Genomic DNA, 21,329 nt, shown 5'->3' with positions numbered 1-21,329 from the left:
AAGCGGAGCGAGACATGAACAAATCCATCCTGCTGGCGGCATCGGCGTGCGTGTTCGCGGTGTGCAGCAGCGGCGCGTATGCGGCGGGCGGCGAGATCGCGGTGATCGTCAAGACGGTCAATTCGAACTACTGGCAGAACGTGCAGAAAGGCGCGAAGGCGGCGCTCGACGGCGCCAAGGGCTACACGATGACGTTCCAGGGGCCGGCGGCCGAGTCGGACATCAGCGGGCAGGTCAACATGGTCGACAACGCGGTCACGCGTCATGTGGCGGGCATCGTGCTCGCGCCGTCCGATCCCGATGCGCTCGTGCCCGCGATCAAGAAGGCGTGGGAAGCGCACATTCCCGTCGTGCTGATCGACTCGGCGATCGCCGACGCCGGCAAACCGTACTACCAGGCGTTCCTGTCGACCGACAACGAGAAGGCGGGCGCGCTGTGCGCGAAGGCGCTGATCGACCGCGTCGGGCAGTCCGGCAAGATCGCGATCATGTCGTACGTGCCGGGCGCGGGGTCCGAGGTCAGCCGCGTCGGCGGGTTCCGCAAGTACATCGAAAGCCATTCGAAGCTGCAGGTCGTCGGCCCGTACTACTCGCAATCGCAAATGGCGACCGCGCTGAACCAGACGACCGACGTGCTGTCGGCGAACCCGGACCTGAAGGGCATCTTCGGCGCGAACGAGCCGACCGCGGTCGGCATGGGCCGGGCGCTGAAGCAGTCGGGCAAGGCGGGCAAGGTGGTGGCGATCGGGTTCGACGGCAACGAGGACCTGCAGGGCTTCGTGCGCGACGGCACCGTGCAGGCGATCGCCGTGCAGGGCTCGTGGCAGATGGGGAACCAGGGCGTGCGCACGGCGCTCGACGTCATCGAGCGCAAGCCCGCGCCGAAGCTGATCGATACCGGCGTCGTGATGGTCGACAAGCAGAACCTCGATTCGCAGGCAGCGAAGAACGTCCTGTACTGATCGCCGTGTCTCCTTCCCGTAACCGGTCACGCCTCATGAACGCAAACGATACGCGCACCTTGCCGCGCAGCGGGCTGACGGTGTCCGCACTCGGCCTCGGCTGCTCGCAGCTCGGCGGCCTTTATCGGCCGATGTCGGCCGCCGATGCCGCAGCCCTCGTCGATGCCGCGTGGGCGGCCGGCCTGCGCTATTTCGACACCGCGCCGTATTACGGCTACACGCTGTCCGAGCGGCGCGTGGGGGCGGGGCTCGCCCCGCGCGAGCGCGGCGCCTTCACGCTCAGCACGAAGGTCGGGCGGCTGATGCGCGCCGACGCGAGCGTGCGGCCGGGCGATGACGGCTGGGCCGAGCCGCTGCCGTTCCGGCCGGTCTACGACTACAGCTACGACGGCATCATGCGCTCGTACGACGACAGCCGGCAACGGCTCGGGCTCGCGCGGATCGACATGCTGTACGTGCACGACATCGGCGCGATGACGCATGGCGATCGTCACGCGCACTACTGGGCGCAGTTGACCCGCGGCGGCGGGTTTCGCGCGCTGGATGCGCTGCGCTCGGGCGGCGAGATCGGCGGGTTCGGTCTCGGCGTGAACGAATGGGAAGTCGCGGCCGACGCGTTGAACGAAGCGGTGCTCGACGCCGTGCTGCTGGCCGGCCGCTACACGCTACTCGAACAGACGGCGCTCGAACCGCTGCTCGACGCGTGCGCCCGGCAAGGGACGGCGATCGTGATCGGCGGCGTGTTCAATTCAGGCCTGCTCGCCGGCAACGGCAAGTTCAACTATGCGGATGCGAGCGCCGACGTGATCGACAAGGCGGCTCGGCTCGGCGCGCTGTGCAAGCGCTTCGACGTGCCGCTTCCCGCCGCCGCGTTGCAGTTCCCGTTCGGCCATCCGGCCGTCGTGTCGTGCGTGATCGGCGCGCGCAGCGTGGCGCAGTTGAAGCAGAACATCGACTGGTTCGAGCGCCTCGCGCCGGCCGAACTGTGGGCTGCGTTGCGCGACGAAGGGTTGATCGCGGCGCACGCGCCGGTTCCGGGAGCCTGCGCATGACCACGCGGATCGACGCCCATCAGCACTACTGGCGAATCGGCGCGCGGGCCGGCTGCTGGCCGCCGGCCGAACTCGATGCGATTCACCGGGATTTCGGCCCCGCCGATCTGGCGCCGCTGCTCGACGCCGCGCGCATCGATACCACCGTCCTCGTGCAATCGCTGCCGAGCGAAGCCGACACGCGCTTTCTGCTCGATCTCGCGGTTGACACGCCGACCGTCGGCGCCGTGGTCGGCTGGGTCGACCTGAAGGCCGACGACGCACCGGCGCGGATCGCAGCGTTCGCGGCCGCACCGAAAGCGCGCGGCTTGCGACCGATGCTGCAGGATCTGCCCGACGACGCATGGATCGACGATCCGCGCCTGGATCGCGCGGTCGCCGCGATGCTCGAGCACGGGCTGCGTTTCGATGCACTCGTGATGCCGCGCCATCTCGATGCGCTGCACGCATTCGCGCGACGCCATCCGGAGCTGCCGATCGTGATCGACCACGGCGCGAAGCCGTTCATCGAGCGCGGCGAATTACAGCCGTGGCTATCGGCGATGACCCGGCTCGCGCGCCTGCCGAACCTTCACTGCAAGCTGTCCGGTCTCTGGACCGAAGCGGGGCCGTCGGCCGGCCCCGATGCCGTCCGCACGCGCACGCGGCCGTATGTCCACGCGCTGGCCGAGCTGTTCGGGCCGACGCGTCTGATGTGGGGCAGCGACTGGCCGGTGCTGCGGCTGGCATCGGCATGCGGCGGCTACGGCGAATGGCTGGCCGCGTGCGAGGACGATTGCGCGCAACTGCTCGGCTCCGCGGCATTGCCCGACCTCTTCGGCGGTAACGCACGGCGCTTCTACCGGATCGACACCGCACGCCACGACGAATGAACCCGAACGAAAGGAAAACCGACATGCTCAGCGTGATCTGCGAATCCCCCGGCGTGCTGCGCGTGCAGCAGCGCGAACTGCCCGTGCGCGGCAGCGGCGAAGTGCTGTTGCGCGTGCAACGGGTCGGCATCTGCGGCACCGACCTGCACATCTTCACCGGCAACCAGCCGTACCTCGACTATCCGCGCGTGATGGGTCACGAGCTTTCAGCGGTCGTCGTCGAGGCGGAACCGGAGTCGGGTCTCGGCGCGGGCGACGCGGTGTACGTGATGCCGTATCTGTCGTGCGGACACTGCGTCGCCTGCCGTCACGGCAACACGAACTGCTGCGTCAACATCAAGGTGCTCGGCGTGCATCGCGATGGCGCGCTCGCCGAATACCTGAGCGTGCCCGCGCAGTTCGTTCACAAGGCCGACGGCATTTCGCTCGATCAGGCGGCGATGCTGGAATTCCTGGCGATCGGCGCGCATGCGGTGCGGCGCGCGGACGTCCGTGCCGGACAGCGGGCGCTGATTGTCGGCGCCGGGCCGATCGGCATGGCGGCGATGATCTTCGCGAAGCTGCGCGGCGCCGACGTCACGTGCCTCGATACGCGGGCGGATCGGCTCGCGTTTTGCCGGCAGCATCTCGCGGTCGATGCGACGGTGGAGGTGGGGGAAGACGATGCGGCGCGTCTCGCGTCGTTGACGAACGGCGAGTATTTCGATGCGGTATTCGACGCGACCGGCAACCTCGATGCGATGAATCGCGGCTTCGAATTCGTCGCGCATGGCGGCAAGTACACGTTGATCTCGATCGTGCGCGGGCATGTCGCGTTCTCGGACCCCGAGTTCCACAAGCGGGAAACCACGTTGCTCGCGAGCCGCAATGCGACGGCCGAGGATTTCGCGACGGTGCTCGACGCGATGCGTGCGGGGCGCATTCCGGACCGCGCGCTGAACACGCACCGGATGCGGCTCGAGGACGTGCCGGATGCGCTGCCGCGCCTGCTGGAGGCGGGGCAGACCGTCGTGAAGGCGCTCGTCGAATGCTGAACGATCGAATCCGGCACGCGGAGCGCACGCGATGACGCCGCCGATCCTGCAGTTCGGCACCAGCCGCTTCCTGCTGGCGCACGTCGACCTGTTCGTGTCCCAGGCGCTGGACGACGGCAACGCGATTGGGGGCATCGGCATCGTGCAGACGACCGGCAATCCGGCCAGCCGCGCCCGCATCGACGCGCTGCGCGCCACCGGTCGTTATCCGGTGCGAATTCGCGGGCGCGAGCGCGGCGGCGTGGTCGACGAAGTCGTCGAGTGCCGCGCCGTGCAGCGCGCGTGGGACGCCGAGCGGGACTGGGCGGAGATCCGCGCTGCCGCGATCGAGACGGTGCGCGTGATCGTGTCGAATACCGGCGACGCAGGGTATCGCCCCGATCCGCGCGACGCCGTGGACCTGCTGGCCCAGCCGGCGCACGTACCGCACGGCTTTCCGGCGAAGCTGCTCGCGCTGCTGCATGCGCGCTGGCAGGTGCGGCCCGACGATGGCATCTCCATCCTGCCTTGCGAACTGGTGACGAACAACGGCGAAACGTTGCGCGACATCGTGCTGGGTCTCGCGCGCCAGTGGCGGCTGCCCGATGCGTTCACCGACTATCTGTGCAGCCGCTGCGTGTGGGTCAACTCGCTCGTCGACCGCATCGTGTCCGAGCCGCTGCATCCGGTCGGCGCGATCGCGGAGCCGTACGCGCTATGGGCGATCGAACGGCGTGCCGATATGGCGCTGCCGTGCACGCATGCGCAGATCGTCGTCACCGACGATTTGCGTAGCCACGAGCGCCTGAAGCTGTTCTTCCTCAATCTCGGGCACAGCTGGCTCGCGGAGCAGTGGCTCGCGGCAGGGCGCGACGCATCGGAAACGGTGCTGGACGCGATGAACGATGCGCGGCTGTGCGACGGTCTCGAAGCCGTGTGGCGCGATGAAGTCGCGCCGGTATTCGTCGCGCTGGGCTTGCGGGACACGGCGGAACGCTACGTCGACAGCGTGCGCGAGCGCTTTCTCAATCCGTTTCTCGCGCATCGCATCGCCGATATCGCGGTCAACCATCGGGAGAAGGTCGCGCGGCGGATCGAGCCGCTGCTCGCGCTCGCGGATTCGCTGGCGGTGCCGACTGAACAGCTACGGCTACGGCAACTCGTCGCCCGCTATGAGCCGGCGGCCATCGCAATGACAGGGAGAGATGCATCGTGAAGCAACCGGCAATCGTGATCCTTCACGGCAACGACAACGTCGCCGTCGCACTCGACGCGCTCGCGCCGGAGGTGCCGGTCGACGTGCACGGCGCACCGCTGCGGCCGGCGGCCGCGATACCGGCCGGCCACAAGATCGCCACCGCGCCGATCGCGCGCGGCGACGCGATCGTCAAATGCGGGCAGCCGATCGGTGTCGCGCTGCGCGACATCGCCGCGGGCGAGCATGTTCACGTGCACAACGTCGGGATGCCCGAGCGGCACGCGCACGACGACGGGCCGGTCGGCGGCACGCACGACGTTGCCGCGGATCGCCGCGATACCTTCGACGGATTCGTGCGGCCCGACGGCAGCGTGGGGACCCGCAACTACGTCGGCGTGATCGCGAGCGTCAACTGTTCGGCGAGCGTCTGTCATGCGATCGCCGATGCATACCGGCACGGCGTGCTCGATGCGTTCGGTCACGTCGACGGCGTCGTCGCGATCACCCATCAGAGCGGCTGCGGCATGTCGGCGACCGGTGACGGCATCGAACTGCTGCGGCGCACGCTCGTCGGCTATGCACGGAACCCGAATTTCGCCGGCGTGCTGCTGGTCGGCCTCGGGTGCGAGGTCAACCAGGTCGGCGCGCTCGCGCAACGGCTCGATGCGGCAGCGCCGGGCACCGTGCGCACGCTGGTCATCCAGGACGAGGGCGGGGTGCGCGACACCGTGGCCAAAGGCGTGTCGATCGTGCGCGAGTTGCTGGAGCGGGCCGACGGCGCGCGTCGCAGCGCCGTGCCGGCCTCGAGACTGACGGTCGGCCTGCAGTGCGGCGGGTCCGACGGCTACTCGGGCATCACCGCGAATCCGGCGCTCGGCGCGGCCGTCGATCTGCTGGTCCGCAACGGCGGCACCGCGATTCTGTCCGAGACGCCCGAGATCTACGGCGCGGAGCATTTGCTGATCGCGCGGGCAGCCTCGCGCGAGGTGGCCGAGCGCTTGCTCGGCAGGTTGCAGTGGTGGGAGCGCTACGTCGCCGACAACGGCGGCGAAATGAACAACAACCCGTCGCCCGGCAACCTCGCCGGCGGCATCACGACGATTCTCGAGAAATCGCTCGGCGCGGTGTCGAAGGGCGGCCGCTCGCCGCTGCGCGCGGTCTACGACTATGCGGAGCCGGTGCGGCAAGCCGGGCTCGTGTTCATGGATACGCCCGGTTACGACCCGGTGTCGGCCACCGGGCAGATCGCCGGCGGCGCGAATCTCGTGTGCTTCACGACGGGCCGCGGTTCGGTGTTCGGCTCGAAGCCGGTGCCGACGATCAAGATCGCGACGACGACCGGCCTGTTCGAGCGGATGCAGTCGGACATGGATTTCGACAGCGGCGGGATCGTCGCCGGTTCGCTCTCGGTCGATGAAGCGGGCGAGCGCCTGTTCCGGCTGATGCTCGACGTCGCCTCCGGACGAAGGTCGCGAAGCGAGGACAATGGCATCGGCGAACGCGAGTTCGTGCCGTGGCTGCGCGGTGCGGTCATGTGACGCGCAAGGCGGCGTGCGACCGCGTGCGCAATCGGACAGCGAAGGAGAAGCCGCGATGGAAACCAGCATGAGCGAGCCGGTGATCGGTGAAATCAGTCACGACGGCTCGCTGTCGGAACTGGAGAAGGGCTTGCTCGGCGAGGCGCTGCGCTTGCTCGCCGAGACGCGCACGCGTGCGCTGGAACTCTGTGTCGAGGTGAGCCGGCGGCAGGGCGGCGCCACGCCGGACGTCCACGATTTCAACCTGCCGACGATCATCGAGTTGCAACGGCGCTTCGGTACGCGATCTGGCCCGGACGGCGCCGGCATGGCCGCCTCCGGTCGCTTCGCGTAGCCGAAGCCGAAGCCGCCCATGGTCGGCACCGTTGCAGGATCGATCGTCTGCGCCGGTTATGCCGCCGACAACGTGATCGACACGCCCGTCGCGGTGTACACCGGCGTGGCCTTGAACCCGTCGACCGTCACCGTCGCGAACTTCGCGGCAGCCGCCGCGCCGTCGATCAGCGCGATGGTGTCGCCGGCCTTCGGCGCGTAGCCGTTCACGAACTTCACGTGCAGCGTGCCGCCCGCGACGGTGAGCGGCCCGCCCACGCGCAGCCGCCCGCCGCCGTTGCCGTCGATGTCGAGTTCGAGCGTCGTGTTGTCGAGCTGCGTGTAGCGGTTCGCGATCGTCACTGGCGCGGCGGCCGCGATTCGCACGCTGCCGCCCGGGCCGACGTACACGTCGCCTTTGCCGAACGCCGTCGTCGACGCGGCCGCCAGCGTGCCGCCGCTCACCTGCGTGCCGCCCGTGTAGGCGTTGTTGCCCGCCAGCGTCAGCGTGCCGCTGCCCTGCAGCGTCAGCTTGCCGGCGCCCGCGACGTCGTTGCGCCACAGGTCGGCGGCATTGAGCCCGCCCTGCGACGCATCCATCGACACGATCACGTTGCCGTTGAATGCTCCGTAGCCGTCGGCCGCCGCGAACAGGTTCAGGCGCCCCCAGCCTTCCGCGTCGTCCATGACCGGATAGCCGGACGGCAGCTCGGTCGTCTTCAGCACGACGCGTCGCTGGTCGGCGCTCAGGTACGGGAAGCGCGTCTGCAGCAGGATCTCCGCGCCCTTCGGCACGACCGGCGGTGCGTTCGTCGATTCGATCGCGCCGAAGCCGAAGGTCATGCGGCGCAGGAACGCGGTCTTGTTCGCCGTGTAGTCGGCGAACCGGTCGGTGGCCGTCGTGCCCGAGTGCGCGAATGCGGAGAACGTGGTGGCGCTCGTGCCGGTCAGTTGCTGCAGCGTCTGATGCGCTTGCGTGTAGGCGGCCTGCGCGTCGCCGGCGTACGCGGTCAGGTTCGCCGCGCTGACCGCCAGTGCGAGCATGCGCCCGCCGATCACGTCGAGCGGCGAATGCATGCCGGCGAGAATCCGGTTCTCGCCCAGTTCGAGGCCGCGGCTCACCATTTCCTGAAAGCGTTCCGGCACGAGCCACGCCATCGTCGTCGCATCGCGCACGGCCTCGGCCGTGTGGCCGCTGATGAAGCCGCCGTCGGTCGCGGGCGTCGTGCTTTCGGCCGGCACGAGCGTCGGCGCGACGATCACGCTGGTGCTCCAGCGGTACGGGCGCGCGTATTTGAAGAAGCGCTTGGACGGTTCGGTCGACGCGTTGTTGCCCATTTCGTTGAGCAGGTCGACGACCTTCCCGAAGCCGGCGTTGCCGCCGCTGCTGCCGACGCCGACGTTGTTGCCGGCGTCGTTGTACAGCACGGTCGTCGCATCGGCGGGCACGCTGGTGATGCTGGTCGTCTGCTGGGCCGCGGTGCGCCACGCGGCGGTGAGCGGGCCCATGCCGTCGGTCACGCTGTATCCCTTGCCGCGCCGGTCGTCGTAGTACGCGGCATCGGCCTGTTGCGGCGTACGCGCGGTCGTCGCGTTGATCACGTACTGCACGTTGGCCGACAGCACCGCATCGTTCAGGATCGTGCCGCACGGCACGCCGCTGTTCGGCAGTCCGGAGCACGTCGACGGCGAGATGGCCGGGAACGCGCCGTTCGCCGGCGCGGTCACGCCCGCGTCGACCAGCATCGTCGCCGGCTGCCACAGATCGAGGAAACGGCTCAACACGCGCACCGCGGCGTTGGTCGACAGCGTCGCATAGCGCGCATCGCCGCGCTGGTTGGTCGCGACGTTGTCGACGAAAGCGGGTGCGCTCGGGATCGGCGCGCTGTCGACGAAGCCGGGGTCGGCGGGCGGCGCGGGAACGGCCGCGGCGATCGTGCCGGTCGACGTGACGTCGTCGCCGCCGCCGCAGGCAGCCAGTACGATCGCACTCGACAATGCCGCGACGTGCAGCGGGAAACGGCTTCGTGACGCAAACATGCAAGACTCCATCCTGATGGTAGAAGATGGAGGATTGTGGTGAGCGATCGTTACGCGGTCGTTACGGAATTGTTTCGCGTCGCACGCGACCGGCGAAAATTCCCACTATCTGGTTAATTTCCGATGCTTAACATGACGGACACCGGAATCCATGGCGTCCGTCATCGATACAGGGCGGCGGGCGCAGGCCTACGCGCCGGCCGTGCGCGTGTCCAGCCGGAACAGCGAGACGGCCTCGGCAAGCCGGTTTCCCTGTTCCTCGAGCGATTTCGATGCGGCAGCGGCCTGTTCGACGAGCGCCGCATTTTGCTGCGTGACTTCGTCCATTTGCGTGATGGCCAGATTGACCTGCTCGATGCCGCGGCTCTGCTCGCTCGACGCCGCGGCGATCTCGCCCATGATGTCGGTCACGCGCGAGATCGCATGCGTGACCTGGCTCATCGTATCGCCCGCGTTGTTCGCGATATGCGAGCCATCCTGGATTTTCTGGACCGATTGCGAGATCAGCTCGCGAATTTCCTTCGCGGCGCTCGACGAACGCTGCGCCAGACTCCTGACTTCGCTGGCCACCACCGCGAAGCCGCGGCCCTGCTCGCCGGCGCGGGCGGCCTCGACGGCCGCGTTGAGCGCGAGAATGTTGGTCTGGAATGCGATTCCTTCGATGATGCCGGTGATCTCGGCGATCTTGGCGGAGCTCGCGCTGATGTCCGTCATCGTGTCGACCATCAGGCCGACCGCCGTGCTGCCGCGCTGGGCGACCTCCGATGCATTGTTGGCCAGGCCGCTCGCCTGCTGCGCGTTGTCGGCGTTCAGGCGCACGGTGGACGTCAACTGCTCCATGCTCGACGCGGTTTCCTGCAACGAGGCGGCTTGCTGTTCGGTGCGGGACGAGAGATCCTGGTTGCCGGACGCGATTTCGCCGGCCCCGGTCGCGACGTTGCCCGATGCGGTACGGACTTCCGAGATCAGGCGAATCAGGTTCGCCTGCATGTCCCGCATGGAAGCCAGCACGCTGCCGGCCGGCGCGGCGCCGGTCGTGGATTCGGCGGCGAGGTTGCCGGCGGCGATATGGCCGGCGATCTCGCTGAGCGCGGCGGGCTCCGTGCCCAGCGCGCGCAGCAGGCCGCGGGTGATGAAGAGGCCCGAGATCGCGGCCGCCGCCGCGGCGGCGATGCAGATCGCGATCAGCATCAGCCGTCGCGAGGTATAGCGATCGTCCGATTCCTTCACCAGTTGGCCGGCCCGCAAGCGCGTGTACGTCGCATACGCGTCGGTGGCCGCGACGAGCTGGGCCAGCAGCGGTCGGCACTGTTCGTTGATCATCGTGATCGCCTGGTCGCGCCGGTTGTTCGCCGCTGCGTCGACGATGGCGCGCGCCACCGGGCCGTACTGCGCCTCGACCGCCCCGATTTGCCGAACCAGTTCGCGAGACTTGTCGGACGCGCCGCTTCCCTCGCGGACCGCATTCGTCAGTTCGCCCATCAGCGCGCCGACTTCGCGGTCGGCCTGCAGTGCGGCCTCCTTCTCGAGGTCCGCGTCGCGCGGGCTGGCCGCGAGCACCTGGTTGCGGGCGGCGATCGCGCGCCGGTCGACCGCGAAGCGAATCTTGTCCGCCAGGGTCGCACGGGCGTTGGTGCCGTTGACATAGTCGTCGAATGCCGCGTTCGCGTTGCCGAGCGAGACGATGCCGAGGAGGGAGACGAGCACGACCATGCACGTAAGCAGTCCGAAAGCCATCAGCAGCTTCGTACGAACCGTTAACCGTCGATCATTCATGGGAAAAGTCCAGTGGTTGATATCAAATAGCTTTCCTCATTATCGGAACGGTGAATGAACAATTTAGGATCGCTCCCCGGGGGCAATCGTTTGCGTGTTGCCTGTCGTCAAAAAAATCCGGCAGCGATCCGTATTTGCCACGATGAACGGGCGAACGGTGCCGTTTTCCGCACGACGCCCCAGGCCCCTGCGCTCCTCGCGATAGCGCGCCGTGTCGCCCTCTACGTGCCCGTGCCGGTCGCCGTCCTTCCGGCATCGCTCAACTTCCCGCTCCCGGTGCCGTTAAATGGATCAGGATCAGCCTGTTCACCGATCCAGTTCAATCACGCGGTAACGGAGACCGAAGTCATCATGCTGTCATCAATTCGCGCACGGATACTGGCGACGTGTGTCGCCATCGTAGTGACGGCGCTGGCCGTAACCGGGGGCTGGTCTATTACGTCGTCAAGACCCACAACGACGAGGCCATCGACCAGAATCACAAGTCGATCCTCGCCGGGCATGCGCTCGCGATCGACGAATGGGTGGCCAGCCGCGCGCGCGAAACCCAGGCGCTGGCGGACACGATCGCGATCGGCGAGGGCGACCCGGTGCCGGCGTTGAAGCTGCTCGGCAAGTCGGGCGGCTTCGAGGTGCTGACGCTCGGCCTGCCGGACAAGACGGCGTTCTCCAACGTGCCGCTCGCGCCCGGCTACGATCCGACCGCGCGGCCCTGGTACAAGCAGGCCGTCGGCGCGGGCCGTCTGGTCGTGACGGCGCTCTACCGCGATGCGACGAGCGGCAGGCCGGCCGTGGCGTTCGCGGTGCCCGTGGTGCGCGACGGCGCGGTGAAGGGCGTGCTGGCAGCCAGCCTGTTCATGGAGAACGTGAGCTCGATCGTGACTTCCGTTCACCCGACCCCGGCGAGCTTTGCATTCCTGGTGGACAAGGGCGGCCGCGTGATCGCGTCGGCCAAGACCGACCTGATCATGAAGCCGGCCACCGGTCTCTCGCCGGAACTCGATGCCGACCACCTCGGCGCGCTGCAGACGGCAGCCGCGCCCGTCGCGGTCGACATCGACGGCGCCGCCAAATTGATGCGCGCGCAACCGATCGTCGGCACCGACTGGTCGCTGGTACTCGCGCTCGACAAGGGCGACGTGACGGCCGGCATGCGCGCGGTCGCGACGACGACGCTGCTGGCGATCGTGATCGTCGCCATCATCGCGGCCGCGCTCGTCGGCGCGATGACGAACGCGGCTTTCAAGCGCATCCTGATGGTGCGCGATGCGCTCACGGACGTATCGAGCGGCAGCGGCGACCTGACGAAGCGCCTGCCCGCCGATGGCACGGACGAAGCCGCGCAGATCGCGCGGGCGTTCAACGCATTCGCCGAGAAGATCAGCGCGATCCTGCTGCAGATCCGCGCGTTCAGCACGTCCGTCAACCTCGCGAGCGCCGAGATCGCCCAGGGCAACCAGGATCTGTCGGCCCGCACCGAACACGCGGCGTCGAGCCTGCAGGAAACCGCCGCCGCGCTCGAGGAGATCGCCGGCACGGCCCGCAACTCGGCCGATGCGGCGAGCCAGGTGAACCGTCTGGCGGAATCGGCGTCGGATGTCGCGCTGCGGGGCGGCACGGTCGTGCGCGAAGTCGTGTCGACGATGAGCGACATCACGCAGGCGTCGGCAGAGATCGCCAACATCGTCGGCGTGATCGACGGCATCGCGTTCCAGACCAACATTCTCGCGTTGAACGCCGCCGTCGAGGCGGCCCGCGCGAACGAGCACGGCCGCGGCTTCGCGGTCGTCGCCGGGGAGGTGCGTGCGCTCGCGCAGCGCAGCGCGCAGGCCGCGCGGGAAATCAAGCAGCTGATCCATTCGTCGGTCGAGAAGATCGAGGGCGGCTCCGGGCTGGTCCAGACGGCCGGGGCGACGATGGACGAAATCGTCGACGGCGTGCGCAACATCACGAGCGTGATCGCCGAAATCAGCGTCGCCGCGAAGGAGCAGAGCACCGGGCTCGAGCAGGTGAATCAGGCGGTGTCGCAGCTCGACGATACGACGCAGCAGAACGCGGCGCTCGTCGAGCAATCGGCGGCGGCCGCGACGTCGCTGCGCGAGCAGGCGGCGCGGCTCGCGCAGACGGTCGGGGAGTTCAAGCTGGCGGAGCGTGCGGTGCCGGCGTGATGGTCCGGTTGACGGGGGCCGGCAAGCCTCGGCTTCATGCGACGCACTGTCGGAGCATGGCGGCGGCGCGAAGCCGCGCCGTGCAGGCGAGCGCCGCTTCTCACACAGGCGACGCCGAACGCCGCGCCGTCCCGCCTTTGCGATACAGCGACAGGGTCGCGCACAGCCCGCAGCATGCGGCGAAGCTGAGCCAGTAGCCGGGCGCGGCCTTGTCGCCCGTCACCTCGATCAGATAGGTCGACACCGCGGGCGTGAAGCCGCCAAAGACCGCGGTCGCGAGACTGAATGCAAGCGAGAAGCCGGCCACGCGAACGCTGGCGGGCATGATTTCGGTCAGCGCCGCGACCATCGCGCCGTTGTACATGCCGAAGAAGAACGAGAGCCACAACAGCACGGCCAGCATGCGGCCGAAGCTGGGCGCGGATGAAAGCCACGCGAGCGCGGGATACGACGTCACGATGGCCGCGACCGCGATGGCCACGAGAATCGGCTTGCGTCCGATGCGGTCCGACAGCGCACCGCCGACGGGCAGCCAGAAGAAATTCGACACGCCCACGCACAGCGTGACGATCAGGCTGTCCGCCGTGGACAGTTTCAGGACGGCCCTGCCGAACGTCGGTGTGTAGACCGTGATGAGGTAGAACGTCGTCGTGGTCATCGCGACGAGCAGCATGCCGGCAAACACGGTGCGCCAGTTCCGCAGCATCGTCGCGAACACCTCGCGTGCACGCGGATGATGGGTGCGTGCCTTGAATTCGTTCGTTTCCTGCAGCGTCCGGCGAAGCACGAAAATGACCGGCACGATCGCGCAGCTGATGAAGAACGGAATGCGCCAGCCCCATGCACCGATTTCCTGGCTCGTCAGCAGATGGTTCAGCAGATAGCCCAGGGCCGCCGCGATGACGATCGCGACCTGCTGGCTTGCCGACTGCCAGCTCGTATAGAAGCCCTTGTGCCCGGGCGTGGCCATTTCCGCGAGATAGACGGACACGCCGCCCAGCTCGGCCCCGGCGGAGAAGCCCTGCAGCAGGCGCCCCAGCAACACCAGCGCCGGTGCGGCGAGCCCGATCGTCGCGTACCCCGGCACGCACGCGATCAGGATCGTGCCGCTCGCCATGATCGAGAGCGTGACGATCAGCCCTTTGCGTCTTCCCACTTCGTCGATGTAGGCGCCGAGTAGGATCGCACCGAGCGGGCGCATCAGGAAACCGGCGCCGAAGACGGCAAACGTCAGTAGCAACGACGCGAACTCGCTTGCGGCCGGAAAAAAGACCCGCGAGATGCTGGTCGCATAGAAGCCGAACAGGAAAAAGTCGAATTGCTCGAGAAAATTGCCGCTGGTCACGCGCAGGACCGCGCCGAGCTTCGACGTGCCTGCGGCCGTGCTGTCCGGCGCGATCGACGGTGAGGGATGCATGGGGTGTCTCCGTTGGATGTATTGTGCGAAGCGGCCCGGAAGCGGACCGCTTCGATTGGCCCGATTCAGTCCGAGCCGAGTTGCAGGCGGTCGGCCTGGCGCTTTTCGATCGACGACTTGAGCAGCGCCGCGCAGCGAAAGATTCCGTGCGCGAATTTTCCGTACGGCAACGTGGCGAACAGCGCCATCACGATGCCGAGATGAACGGCGAGCAAGGTCGCCATCGCGCTGCTGTCGCGCCACGCGAGCAGCGCCAGTCCCGACGCGCTCACGAGCATCAGCAGCGCGATGAAGCCGCGGTCCATCGGGCGTTGTGCCGGATCGGTCCGCGCGGGGTCGCGCCGCAGGTTGAGCCACAAGAGGCCAGCAGGACCGATCAGCAGACCGATTCCGCCGGCCGTGCCGAGCAGCACGGGCAGGCTCAGGAACGCGTACGGCGCGTGCAGGTCCAGCGCGTAGTGATAGACGGTCGCCACGAGCGTGGCGGCAAAGCACAGCATGAAGCCGTAGAACGTGAAGTGATGAAACCGGCGCCGCGCGAGCGTGAACGCATCGTCCGATTCGTTGCAGCCGTCACCGTGGCCGCCGTCGAGATAGGTGAGCGCGAGCGCGTGCTTCGCCGCCTCGGCAACCGCCGGCATGCTTGCCGTGCCCGACGACACGTCGCGCCAGAAACGCGTCACGCCCACCCCGAGCGCGAGAATGGCGAGCCCGAACACCGAGCCGAACACTGCGGCGAGCAGGTTGTGCGGAAAGACCGCATAGAAACGGCCGCCCGACGGACCATTCAGCAGCGAGCCGTGCATCGCGACGCCGAGCATCAGGAAAAGCGCCAGCCCGATCGCGAGCGCGAGCGCGACGGTCAGGCCGTTGCGCCGGTAGAGCTTGCCCAGCGCGGCGGGCCACGCATATTCGACATACGTATCGAGCCGGACCTGCGCCATCGCCTTCGGCACATTCACCGCGAATTCGTGCGGCGGCGCATATTGGCAGGCGTGATAGCACGCGCCGCAGTTGTGGCACAGGTTGGCCAGGTAGTTGACGTCCGCCTTCGCGAACTCGAGCCGGCGCGTCATCGCCGGAAAGACCGCGCAAAATCCTTCGCAGTAGCGGCACGCATTGCAGATCTGCATCTGGCGCGCGACTTCCGCTTCGTGGTCGGTGACGGGCACGATGCGGATCACGGCGGCGCCGCTCGCGCGTGTCGACGGCCGGCCGGCGGGCGTGAGCGCGTGGGCGTCGCGAACTTGTTCTTCAATATCGTGCATGTTCAACTCCGGTCGTTTGCGCGGCCTTCGCCGCCTCGGTGCCCGCGATACGGCCGAACGCGGTGCCGATCGACATCCCGACGCCCGCCGTGTAACCCTTGCCCAGTACGTTGCCGGCCATCATCTCGCCGGCAACGAACAGGTTGCCGCTCGGCCGTCCGCCGAAGTGAACCTGCGCGCGCTCGTTGACCTTGAGCCCGAGATACGTGAACGTGATGCCGGGACGCAGCGCGTAGCCGAAGAAGGGCGGCGTATCGATCGGGCGTGCCCAGTGGGTTTTCGCGGGGCTGACGCCTTCGGTGCGACAGTCGTCGAGCGTCGTGTGATCGAACGTGCCTGCCCGGCATGCGGCGTTGTACGCGCGTAGCGTTTCCACGAACGCTCGTTCGGGCAGGTTCAGCCCGCGCGCGAGCTCCGGCAACGAATCGGCGCGGACACCCGGAAATACCGGTGGCATGAAGCGTCCGACGGCCTTGGCATCGATGATCGAGTAGGCGGTCTGCCCCGGCTGCTGCGCGACGAGGCGGCCCCAGATCGCGTAACGCTTCGGCCAGAAGTCTTCGCCTTCGTCATAGAAGCGCTGCGCATCGCGGTTGACGACGATACCGAGCGACACGCAATCGATCCGTGTGCAGATGCCGCCGTCGTAGAGCGGCGCGCGCGCGTCGATTGCGACGCAATGCGACTGCGACGGGTCGCCAATCGCATCCGCGCCGGCGTCGAGCATCGCCTTGAGCAGGACGCCCTGGTTGAACCGCGTGCCGCGGATGAGGAAATTATCGGCGGGCCATTCGCCACGCTCGTTTTGTCCCCACGCGTCGCGCAGCCATTCGCGGTTGGATTCGAAGCCGCCCGCCGCGAGCACGCAACTGCGCGCCTCGAAGCGCCGGTTTCCGCTACGCGCGGCGACGAAGCGTTCGCCGTCGAGTTCGATGGCGTCGACGGGCGTGTCGTAGCGAATCTGGACGCCCAGCGCTTCGGCGCTGCGGTAATACGCGTTCACGAGCGCTTTGCCACCGCCCATGAAGAATGCATTGGTGCGCGCCACGTGCAGTGCGCCGGACAGCGGCGGCTGAAACCGCACGCCATGTGCGCGCATCCACGAGCGACAGGTCGCCGATGCGCGGATCGCGAGCCGGGCCAACGCCTCGTTCGTGATGCCGCCCGTGACCTTCAGCAAGTCCTGCCAGTACTCTTCTTCCGGATAGGCGCCGACCAGCACGTCCTGCGGGCCGTCGTGCATGCAACGCAGGTTGCGGGTGTGCTGGGAATTTCCGCCGCGCCATTCGCGCGGCGCCGCTTCGAGCAGCAGCACCGACGCGCCGGCTTCGCGCGCCATCAATGCGGCGCACAGCGCCGCGTTGCCGCCGCCGATTACGAGAACATCGATCATCTGAGTCGTCTCCTTTGAGACGCACTCTACGGATTGGCCTCGCGTGCCGCCATCAGCGGAGCGGCAACACGTCTTCAGTTTTTGTGAAGAGGCGGCTCGCGCAGCGTGGCGCCGGGCCACCCGCGTGCCGCGACGATCTCGCGCGCCACGTCGGCGAGGACGACCCGCGCGGCGAGCCCGGCGGGCGACAACTCGTCGTCGGAGACGCTCGCGATCACGTTCGGCCGCGTCGCGTGGGCGTCCGCGACCGGGACGCTCGTAAGCGTGGCGTTCTCGAGCCGCGCAAGCGCCGCGCCCGGTTGAATGGTTGCCCCGAGCCCGCCGCGCACCGCATCCATCAACATCGCGAGGCCGTCGACTTCGGCGGCGATGTGCGGGGTGAAGCCGGTGCGGGCGAATGCGGCATCCAGCAAGGCGCGAAGGCCATGCGGGCCGCTCGGCAGGATCAGCGGCATGGCGCCGAGGTCCGCCAGACGGACGTGCGGGCCGTTGGGCATCCCCGGCAGGCCGGGGGCGCCGATCACGAACAGATGTTCGTCGAGCAACGGCATCACGCTCCAGCGCTGCGCGGGTTCTTCACGAAACAGGATCGCCAGGTCGATTTGGCGCGCACTCAGCATCGCGCCCAGATAGCCCGACAGGCTCTCGACCATGCGCAAGCGGACATCCGGATAGCGCTGTCGCATCGCCTGCATGAACGCGAGCCCGAGTACGCCGGTCGTACTGGGCGCAAGTCCGACGCTGACGTGTCCCGACAGGCGCGCCTGACGCGCGGCAAGCGCCGCATCGTCGACGTGGCGCAACGCGAGTTGCGCCTGTCTCCAGAAGGCAAGGCCGGCGTCCGTCGGCACGACGCCCGTGGAGGTGCGTTGCAGCAGGCGCGTGGACAACTCGCTCTCGAGCCGGCTGATCTGCTGGCTCAGGGCGGACGTCACCACGCCCAGTTCCAACGCGGCCTTGCCCATGCTGCCGTGTTCCACGACGCGGACGAAATAGCGCAGTTGCCTCAGTTCCATCGACACCTCGAATTGACTCAGCCGCGGTATTGTCGCAGCCGACGAGGCATCGGTGGGGCGAATCGCGTCCGCCGAGGCCGTGGAGCGCCGCCGGAAAGACTTCGGGATGGCGGGATCGACTGGCGGCGCCGTTCCGGCTCGGCGAGTGTTCGGGTCGCGCAGCGAAGGCCGGCTACGTGCATGCCGGCGCGAACGCCCATTTCACACCGCTTCGCCTACTGTCCGTCGACGTCGTTCGCGCAGGGCGTCATGTCGCCGCGTTTCCCGCTTTCATCCGGCAAGCACCCCGCGTGCGGCCAGATTCGCATACAGCGCACGCACGCCGAAGGTCCACGGCGCGATCTCCGTGCAAAGCCGCACGGTATTGACGAGCGCGCCGAGCGCGGGCGTGGAGATCGTGACGCGATCGCCCAGGTGATGCGTGAAGCCGCCGCCGGGCGCGTCGCGATCCTGGATCGGCGAGAACATCGTGCCGAGGAACAGCATGAAGCCGTCCGGATACTGGTGATGCGCGCCGCAGGTCTGCGCGACGAGGTCGGCCGGGTCGCGGCTGATCTCGCGCATGTGGCTGATGCCGTCGAGCACGAAGCCGTCGTCCGCGCCTTCGACGCGCAGCGACACGCTGCATTCCCGCACGCTGTCGAGCGTGAAGCCGTCGTCGAACAGCCGCACGAACGGGCCGATCGCGCACGAGCCGTTGTTGTCCTTGCATTTGCCGAGCAGCAGCGCCGAGCGGCCTTCGATGTCGCGCAGGTTCACGTCGTTGCCGAGCGTCGCGCCCACCGGTCTGCCGTCGCTGGCGACCGCCAGCACGATCTCCGGTTCCGGGTTGTTCCACACCGACACGGGCAACAGCCCGACGTCCGCGCCAAAGCCGACCGCGGACATCGGCTGCGCCTTGGAAAACACCTCGGCATCCGGGCCGATGCCGACTTCCATGTATTGCGACCACGCGCCGCGGCGCTCGAGTTCCGCCTTCAGGCGCAGCGCGGCTTCCGAGCCGGGCACGATCTTCGACAGGTCGGTGCCGATGGTCGCGGCGATCGTATCGCGTACCTCCCGCGCTTTCGCCGGATCGCCGCCGGCCTGTTCCTCGATCACGCGCTCGATCAGGCTGACCGCAAAGGTCACGCCGCACGCCTTGACGGCCTGCACGTCGCACGGCGCGAGCAGGTGCGTGGCGCCCGGCGTGCCGTCGAGCGCCGCCTGCAGCAGCGGCTCGACGCGGCCGAGCGATTCGCCGGCAGCGGTGCGCGCGAGCGCGACTGCGTCGGGCCGGTCGAACAGGTCCGCGGTGGTCGGCACGGTGCGCGTGATGTCGAACACTTCGCCGCCGCGCACGGCGACGACGCTCGGGCCCGCGTGGGCGCCGTCGTGCCGCCAGACGCGGCCGATCAGCAGCGCGTGGGCGAGGTCGTGCGGCAGGCAGTCGGAAACGGAAGGAGTACGCATGGTCAGCTCGGCAAGAGTCGGAGGCGGTGGGGTCAGTGCGAATGGCGCGGGTTGCCGCGCTGCTCGATCACCTTCAGGTACAGCGTGGCCGGTTCGAGGCAGCCGCCGGTGGACAGCTGGCCGACGAAGCGGCGATAGAGTTCCTGCCACGGCGTTTGCGCCTGCGGCACGGTGAAGCTTGCGGTCTCGCGGCGGCGCGCGAGTTCGTCCTCGTCGACGAGCACGTCGACGCTGCGGCGATTCAGGTCCACGCGAACGCGGTCGTTCGTGCGCAGCAGCGCGAGGCCGCCGCCGATCGCGGCTTCCGGCGACACGTTGAGGATCGACGGGCTGGCCGACGTGCCGCTCTGGCGGCCGTCGCCCAGGCACGGCAGCGACGTCACGCCGCGCTTCACCAGCTCGGCCGGCGGCGCCATGTTCACGACTTCCGAGCTGCCCGGGTAGCCGACCGTGCCGCAGCCGCGGATCACGAGGATGCAGCGCTCGTCGATGTTCAGCGCCGGATCGTTGATGCGCGCGTGGTAGTCCTCGGGGCCGTCGAACACGATCGCGCGCGCTTCGAAAGTGTTCTCCGCGCCCGGCTCGGAAAGATAGGTCCGGCGGAACGCGTCGCCCACCACCGACATCTTCATGATGGCGCTGTCGAAGAAGTTGCCCGACAGCACCATGAAGCCGGCGCCATGCTTGAGCGGCGCGTCGGGCGTGCGGATCACGTCGCGGTCGGCGTCCTGCGCGGTGTCGGCGATCTCGCCGATCGCGCGGCCCGACACGGTCAGGCAGTCGCGCCGCAGCAGCCCCGCCGCATCGAGCTGGCGCAGCACGGCGGGCACGCCGCCGGCGCGGTGGAAGCTTTCGCCGAGGTATTCGCCGGCCGGCATGCAGTTGACGAGCAGCGGCACGGTTTCACCGAAGCGTTGCCAGTCTTCCAGGCTCAGCTCGACGCCCATGTGGCGCGCAATCGCGATCAGGTGCGGCGGGCAGTTGGTCGATGCGCCGAGCGCGGACGCGACGACGATCGCATTCTCGAACGCCGCGCGCGTCATGATCGTCGACGGGCGCAGGTCTTCGCGAACGAGCTCGACCGCGCGCTTGCCGGTCGCGTAAGCCATCTGGCCGCGCTCGCGGTAGGCGGCGGGAATGCTCGCGCAGCCCGGCAACGACATGCCGAGCGCCTCGGCCAGGCTGTTCATCGACAGCGCGGTGCCCATCGTGTTGCAGTGGCCGATCGACGGCGACGAAGCCGTGGTCAGCTGCATGAAGCCTTCGTAGTCGATCTCGCCGGCGGCGAGCAGGTTGCGCGCATGCCAGATCACCGTGCCCGAGCCGACCCGCTTGCCCTCGTGCCAGCCGTCGAGCATCGGGCCGCCCGACAGCACGATCGCGGGCAGGTCGACGGTGGCGGCCGCCATCAGGCACGCCGGCGTGGTCTTGTCGCAGCCGGTCGTCAGCACCACGCCGTCCAATGGAAAGCCGTGCAGCACTTCCACCAGCCCGAGGTACGCGAGGTTGCGGTCGAGCGCGGCGGTGGGCCGGCGGCTTTGCTCGGCCAGCGGATGCACGGGGAACTCCATCGGAATGCCGCCCGCATCGCGGATGCCGGCCTTCGTGCGTTCGGCCAGCTCGATGTGATGGCGGTTGCACGGCGCCAGGTCGCTGCCCGTCTGCGCGATGCCGATGACGGGGCGGCCCGATTGCAGTTCCTCGCGCGTCAACCCGTAGTTCATGAAGCGCTCGACATAGAGCGCGGTCATGTCTGCGTGCGCGGGATCGTCGAACCATTCCTGGCTGCGCAGACGGCGAGGGGTGTGTGACATGGCAGGCTGTCTCCGAAGGGCCTTCTTGATTTCGCGTG

Annotated in this window: 15 protein-coding genes and 1 pseudogene; 8 read left to right on the top strand and 8 right to left on the bottom strand. The window is 68.3% G+C overall.

What is annotated here, in order from left to right; genetic code table 11:
- The first annotated feature begins 14 nt into the window (after positions 1–14).
- The 7 genes from SY91_RS29890 (at position 15) to SY91_RS29860 (ending at position 6,969) form a co-directional block, all read left to right on the top strand.
- Positions 15–962: an ABC transporter substrate-binding protein gene (locus SY91_RS29890; protein ID WP_011549866.1), complete on the top strand. Its 948-nt coding sequence runs from the start codon at positions 15–17 to the stop codon at positions 960–962.
- A 35-nt stretch (positions 963–997) separates the two neighbouring features.
- The gene (locus SY91_RS29885; protein WP_023474605.1) at positions 998–2,014 is read left to right on the top strand and encodes an aldo/keto reductase; all 1,017 of its coding nucleotides are present in this window, start codon (positions 998–1,000) and stop codon (positions 2,012–2,014) included.
- Complete coding sequence (locus SY91_RS29880) at positions 2,011–2,886, top strand: amidohydrolase family protein (protein WP_023474604.1); 876 nt, start codon at positions 2,011–2,013, stop codon at positions 2,884–2,886. Before SY91_RS29885 ends, SY91_RS29880 begins: the two co-directional genes overlap by 4 nt.
- 23 nt (positions 2,887–2,909) lie before the next feature.
- A complete protein-coding gene (locus SY91_RS29875) occupies positions 2,910–3,920 on the top strand; it encodes a zinc-binding alcohol dehydrogenase family protein (protein ID WP_043886390.1) in 1,011 nt (336 codons plus the stop codon).
- Positions 3,921–3,951: 31 nt separating this feature from the next.
- Positions 3,952–5,115 carry an altronate oxidoreductase gene (locus tag SY91_RS29870; protein ID WP_023474602.1) on the top strand — a complete coding sequence of 388 codons (1,164 nt, stop codon included), beginning with the start codon at positions 3,952–3,954 and terminating at the stop codon, positions 5,113–5,115.
- Entirely contained in the window at positions 5,112–6,635 is a 1,524-nt protein-coding gene (locus SY91_RS29865; protein WP_023474601.1) for a UxaA family hydrolase, read from the top strand. Before SY91_RS29870 ends, SY91_RS29865 begins: the two co-directional genes overlap by 4 nt.
- 67 nt (positions 6,636–6,702) lie before the next feature.
- Positions 6,703–6,969 (top strand): hypothetical protein, encoded by a 267-nt coding sequence (locus SY91_RS29860; RefSeq protein WP_226241413.1) that lies wholly within the window; start codon positions 6,703–6,705, stop codon positions 6,967–6,969.
- Between the two features lie 56 nt (positions 6,970–7,025).
- Here SY91_RS29860 and SY91_RS29855 read toward each other — a convergent pair whose 3' ends face one another.
- Both SY91_RS29855 and SY91_RS29850 read right to left on the bottom strand, forming a co-directional pair.
- Positions 7,026–8,987: a phosphatase PAP2 family protein gene (locus tag SY91_RS29855; RefSeq protein WP_023474599.1), complete on the bottom strand. Its 1,962-nt coding sequence runs from the start codon at positions 8,985–8,987 to the stop codon at positions 7,026–7,028.
- Positions 8,988–9,176: 189 nt separating this feature from the next.
- A complete protein-coding gene (locus tag SY91_RS29850; RefSeq protein ID WP_043886364.1) occupies positions 9,177–10,763 on the bottom strand; it encodes a methyl-accepting chemotaxis protein in 1,587 nt (528 codons plus the stop codon).
- 351 nt (positions 10,764–11,114) lie between these two features.
- Here SY91_RS29850 and SY91_RS29845 point away from each other — a divergent pair.
- Positions 11,115–12,931: pseudogene (locus tag SY91_RS29845) on the top strand (methyl-accepting chemotaxis protein).
- Between the two features lie 100 nt (positions 12,932–13,031).
- On the opposite strand, the gene SY91_RS29840 reads toward SY91_RS29845, so the two are convergent.
- The 6 genes from SY91_RS29840 to SY91_RS29815 form a co-directional block, all read right to left on the bottom strand.
- Complete coding sequence (locus tag SY91_RS29840) at positions 13,032–14,348, bottom strand: MFS transporter (protein WP_023474595.1); 1,317 nt, start codon at positions 14,346–14,348, stop codon at positions 13,032–13,034.
- A 65-nt stretch (positions 14,349–14,413) separates the two neighbouring features.
- The gene (gene tcuB, locus SY91_RS29835; RefSeq protein ID WP_023474594.1) at positions 14,414–15,616 is read right to left on the bottom strand and encodes a tricarballylate utilization 4Fe-4S protein TcuB; all 1,203 of its coding nucleotides are present in this window, start codon (positions 15,614–15,616) and stop codon (positions 14,414–14,416) included.
- Positions 15,603–17,009, bottom strand: coding sequence for an FAD-dependent tricarballylate dehydrogenase TcuA (gene tcuA, locus SY91_RS29830; protein WP_023474593.1), 1,407 nt, complete (start codon positions 17,007–17,009; stop codon positions 15,603–15,605). Before tcuA ends, tcuB begins: the two co-directional genes overlap by 14 nt.
- 74 nt (positions 17,010–17,083) lie before the next feature.
- Positions 17,084–18,025, bottom strand: a complete 942-nt coding sequence (locus tag SY91_RS29825) for a LysR substrate-binding domain-containing protein (protein ID WP_023474592.1) — start codon at positions 18,023–18,025, stop codon at positions 17,084–17,086.
- Positions 18,026–18,295: 270 nt separating this feature from the next.
- Positions 18,296–19,477: a fumarylacetoacetate hydrolase family protein gene (locus SY91_RS29820; RefSeq protein ID WP_023474591.1), complete on the bottom strand. Its 1,182-nt coding sequence runs from the start codon at positions 19,475–19,477 to the stop codon at positions 18,296–18,298.
- Positions 19,478–19,509: 32 nt separating this feature from the next.
- Complete coding sequence (locus SY91_RS29815) at positions 19,510–21,291, bottom strand: IlvD/Edd family dehydratase (RefSeq protein ID WP_023474590.1); 1,782 nt, start codon at positions 21,289–21,291, stop codon at positions 19,510–19,512.
- Positions 21,292–21,329 lie beyond the last annotated feature (38 nt).

This window comes from Burkholderia cenocepacia (assembly GCF_014211915.1).
GTDB classification, from domain to species: domain Bacteria; phylum Pseudomonadota; class Gammaproteobacteria; order Burkholderiales; family Burkholderiaceae; genus Burkholderia; species Burkholderia orbicola.
The sequence above is the reverse complement of the archived record's forward strand: the minus strand, read 5'-3'. Positions and strand labels throughout refer to the sequence as shown.

Bases quoted from the DNA above. Each gene is read 5' to 3' on its own strand.
- SY91_RS29855 (WP_023474599.1), bottom strand. From the start codon at position 8,987: ATGTTTGCGTCACGAAGCCGTTTCCCGCTGCACGTCGCGGCATTGTCG.
- SY91_RS29890 (WP_011549866.1), top strand. From the start codon at position 15: ATGAACAAATCCATCCTGCTGGCGGCATCGGCGTGCGTGTTCGCGGTG.
- SY91_RS29820 (WP_023474591.1), bottom strand. From the start codon at position 19,477: ATGCGTACTCCTTCCGTTTCCGACTGCCTGCCGCACGACCTCGCCCAC.
- SY91_RS29870 (WP_023474602.1), top strand. From the start codon at position 3,952: ATGACGCCGCCGATCCTGCAGTTCGGCACCAGCCGCTTCCTGCTGGCG.
- SY91_RS29840 (WP_023474595.1), bottom strand. From the start codon at position 14,348: ATGCATCCCTCACCGTCGATCGCGCCGGACAGCACGGCCGCAGGCACG.
- SY91_RS29875 (WP_043886390.1), top strand. From the start codon at position 2,910: ATGCTCAGCGTGATCTGCGAATCCCCCGGCGTGCTGCGCGTGCAGCAG.
- SY91_RS29885 (WP_023474605.1), top strand. From the start codon at position 998: ATGAACGCAAACGATACGCGCACCTTGCCGCGCAGCGGGCTGACGGTG.
- tcuA (WP_023474593.1), bottom strand. From the start codon at position 17,009: ATGATCGATGTTCTCGTAATCGGCGGCGGCAACGCGGCGCTGTGCGCC.
- tcuB (WP_023474594.1), bottom strand. From the start codon at position 15,616: ATGCACGATATTGAAGAACAAGTTCGCGACGCCCACGCGCTCACGCCC.
- SY91_RS29825 (WP_023474592.1), bottom strand. From the start codon at position 18,025: ATGGAACTGAGGCAACTGCGCTATTTCGTCCGCGTCGTGGAACACGGC.
- SY91_RS29860 (WP_226241413.1), top strand. From the start codon at position 6,703: ATGAGCGAGCCGGTGATCGGTGAAATCAGTCACGACGGCTCGCTGTCG.
- SY91_RS29880 (WP_023474604.1), top strand. From the start codon at position 2,011: ATGACCACGCGGATCGACGCCCATCAGCACTACTGGCGAATCGGCGCG.
- SY91_RS29850 (WP_043886364.1), bottom strand. From the start codon at position 10,763: ATGAATGATCGACGGTTAACGGTTCGTACGAAGCTGCTGATGGCTTTC.
- SY91_RS29815 (WP_023474590.1), bottom strand. From the start codon at position 21,291: ATGTCACACACCCCTCGCCGTCTGCGCAGCCAGGAATGGTTCGACGAT.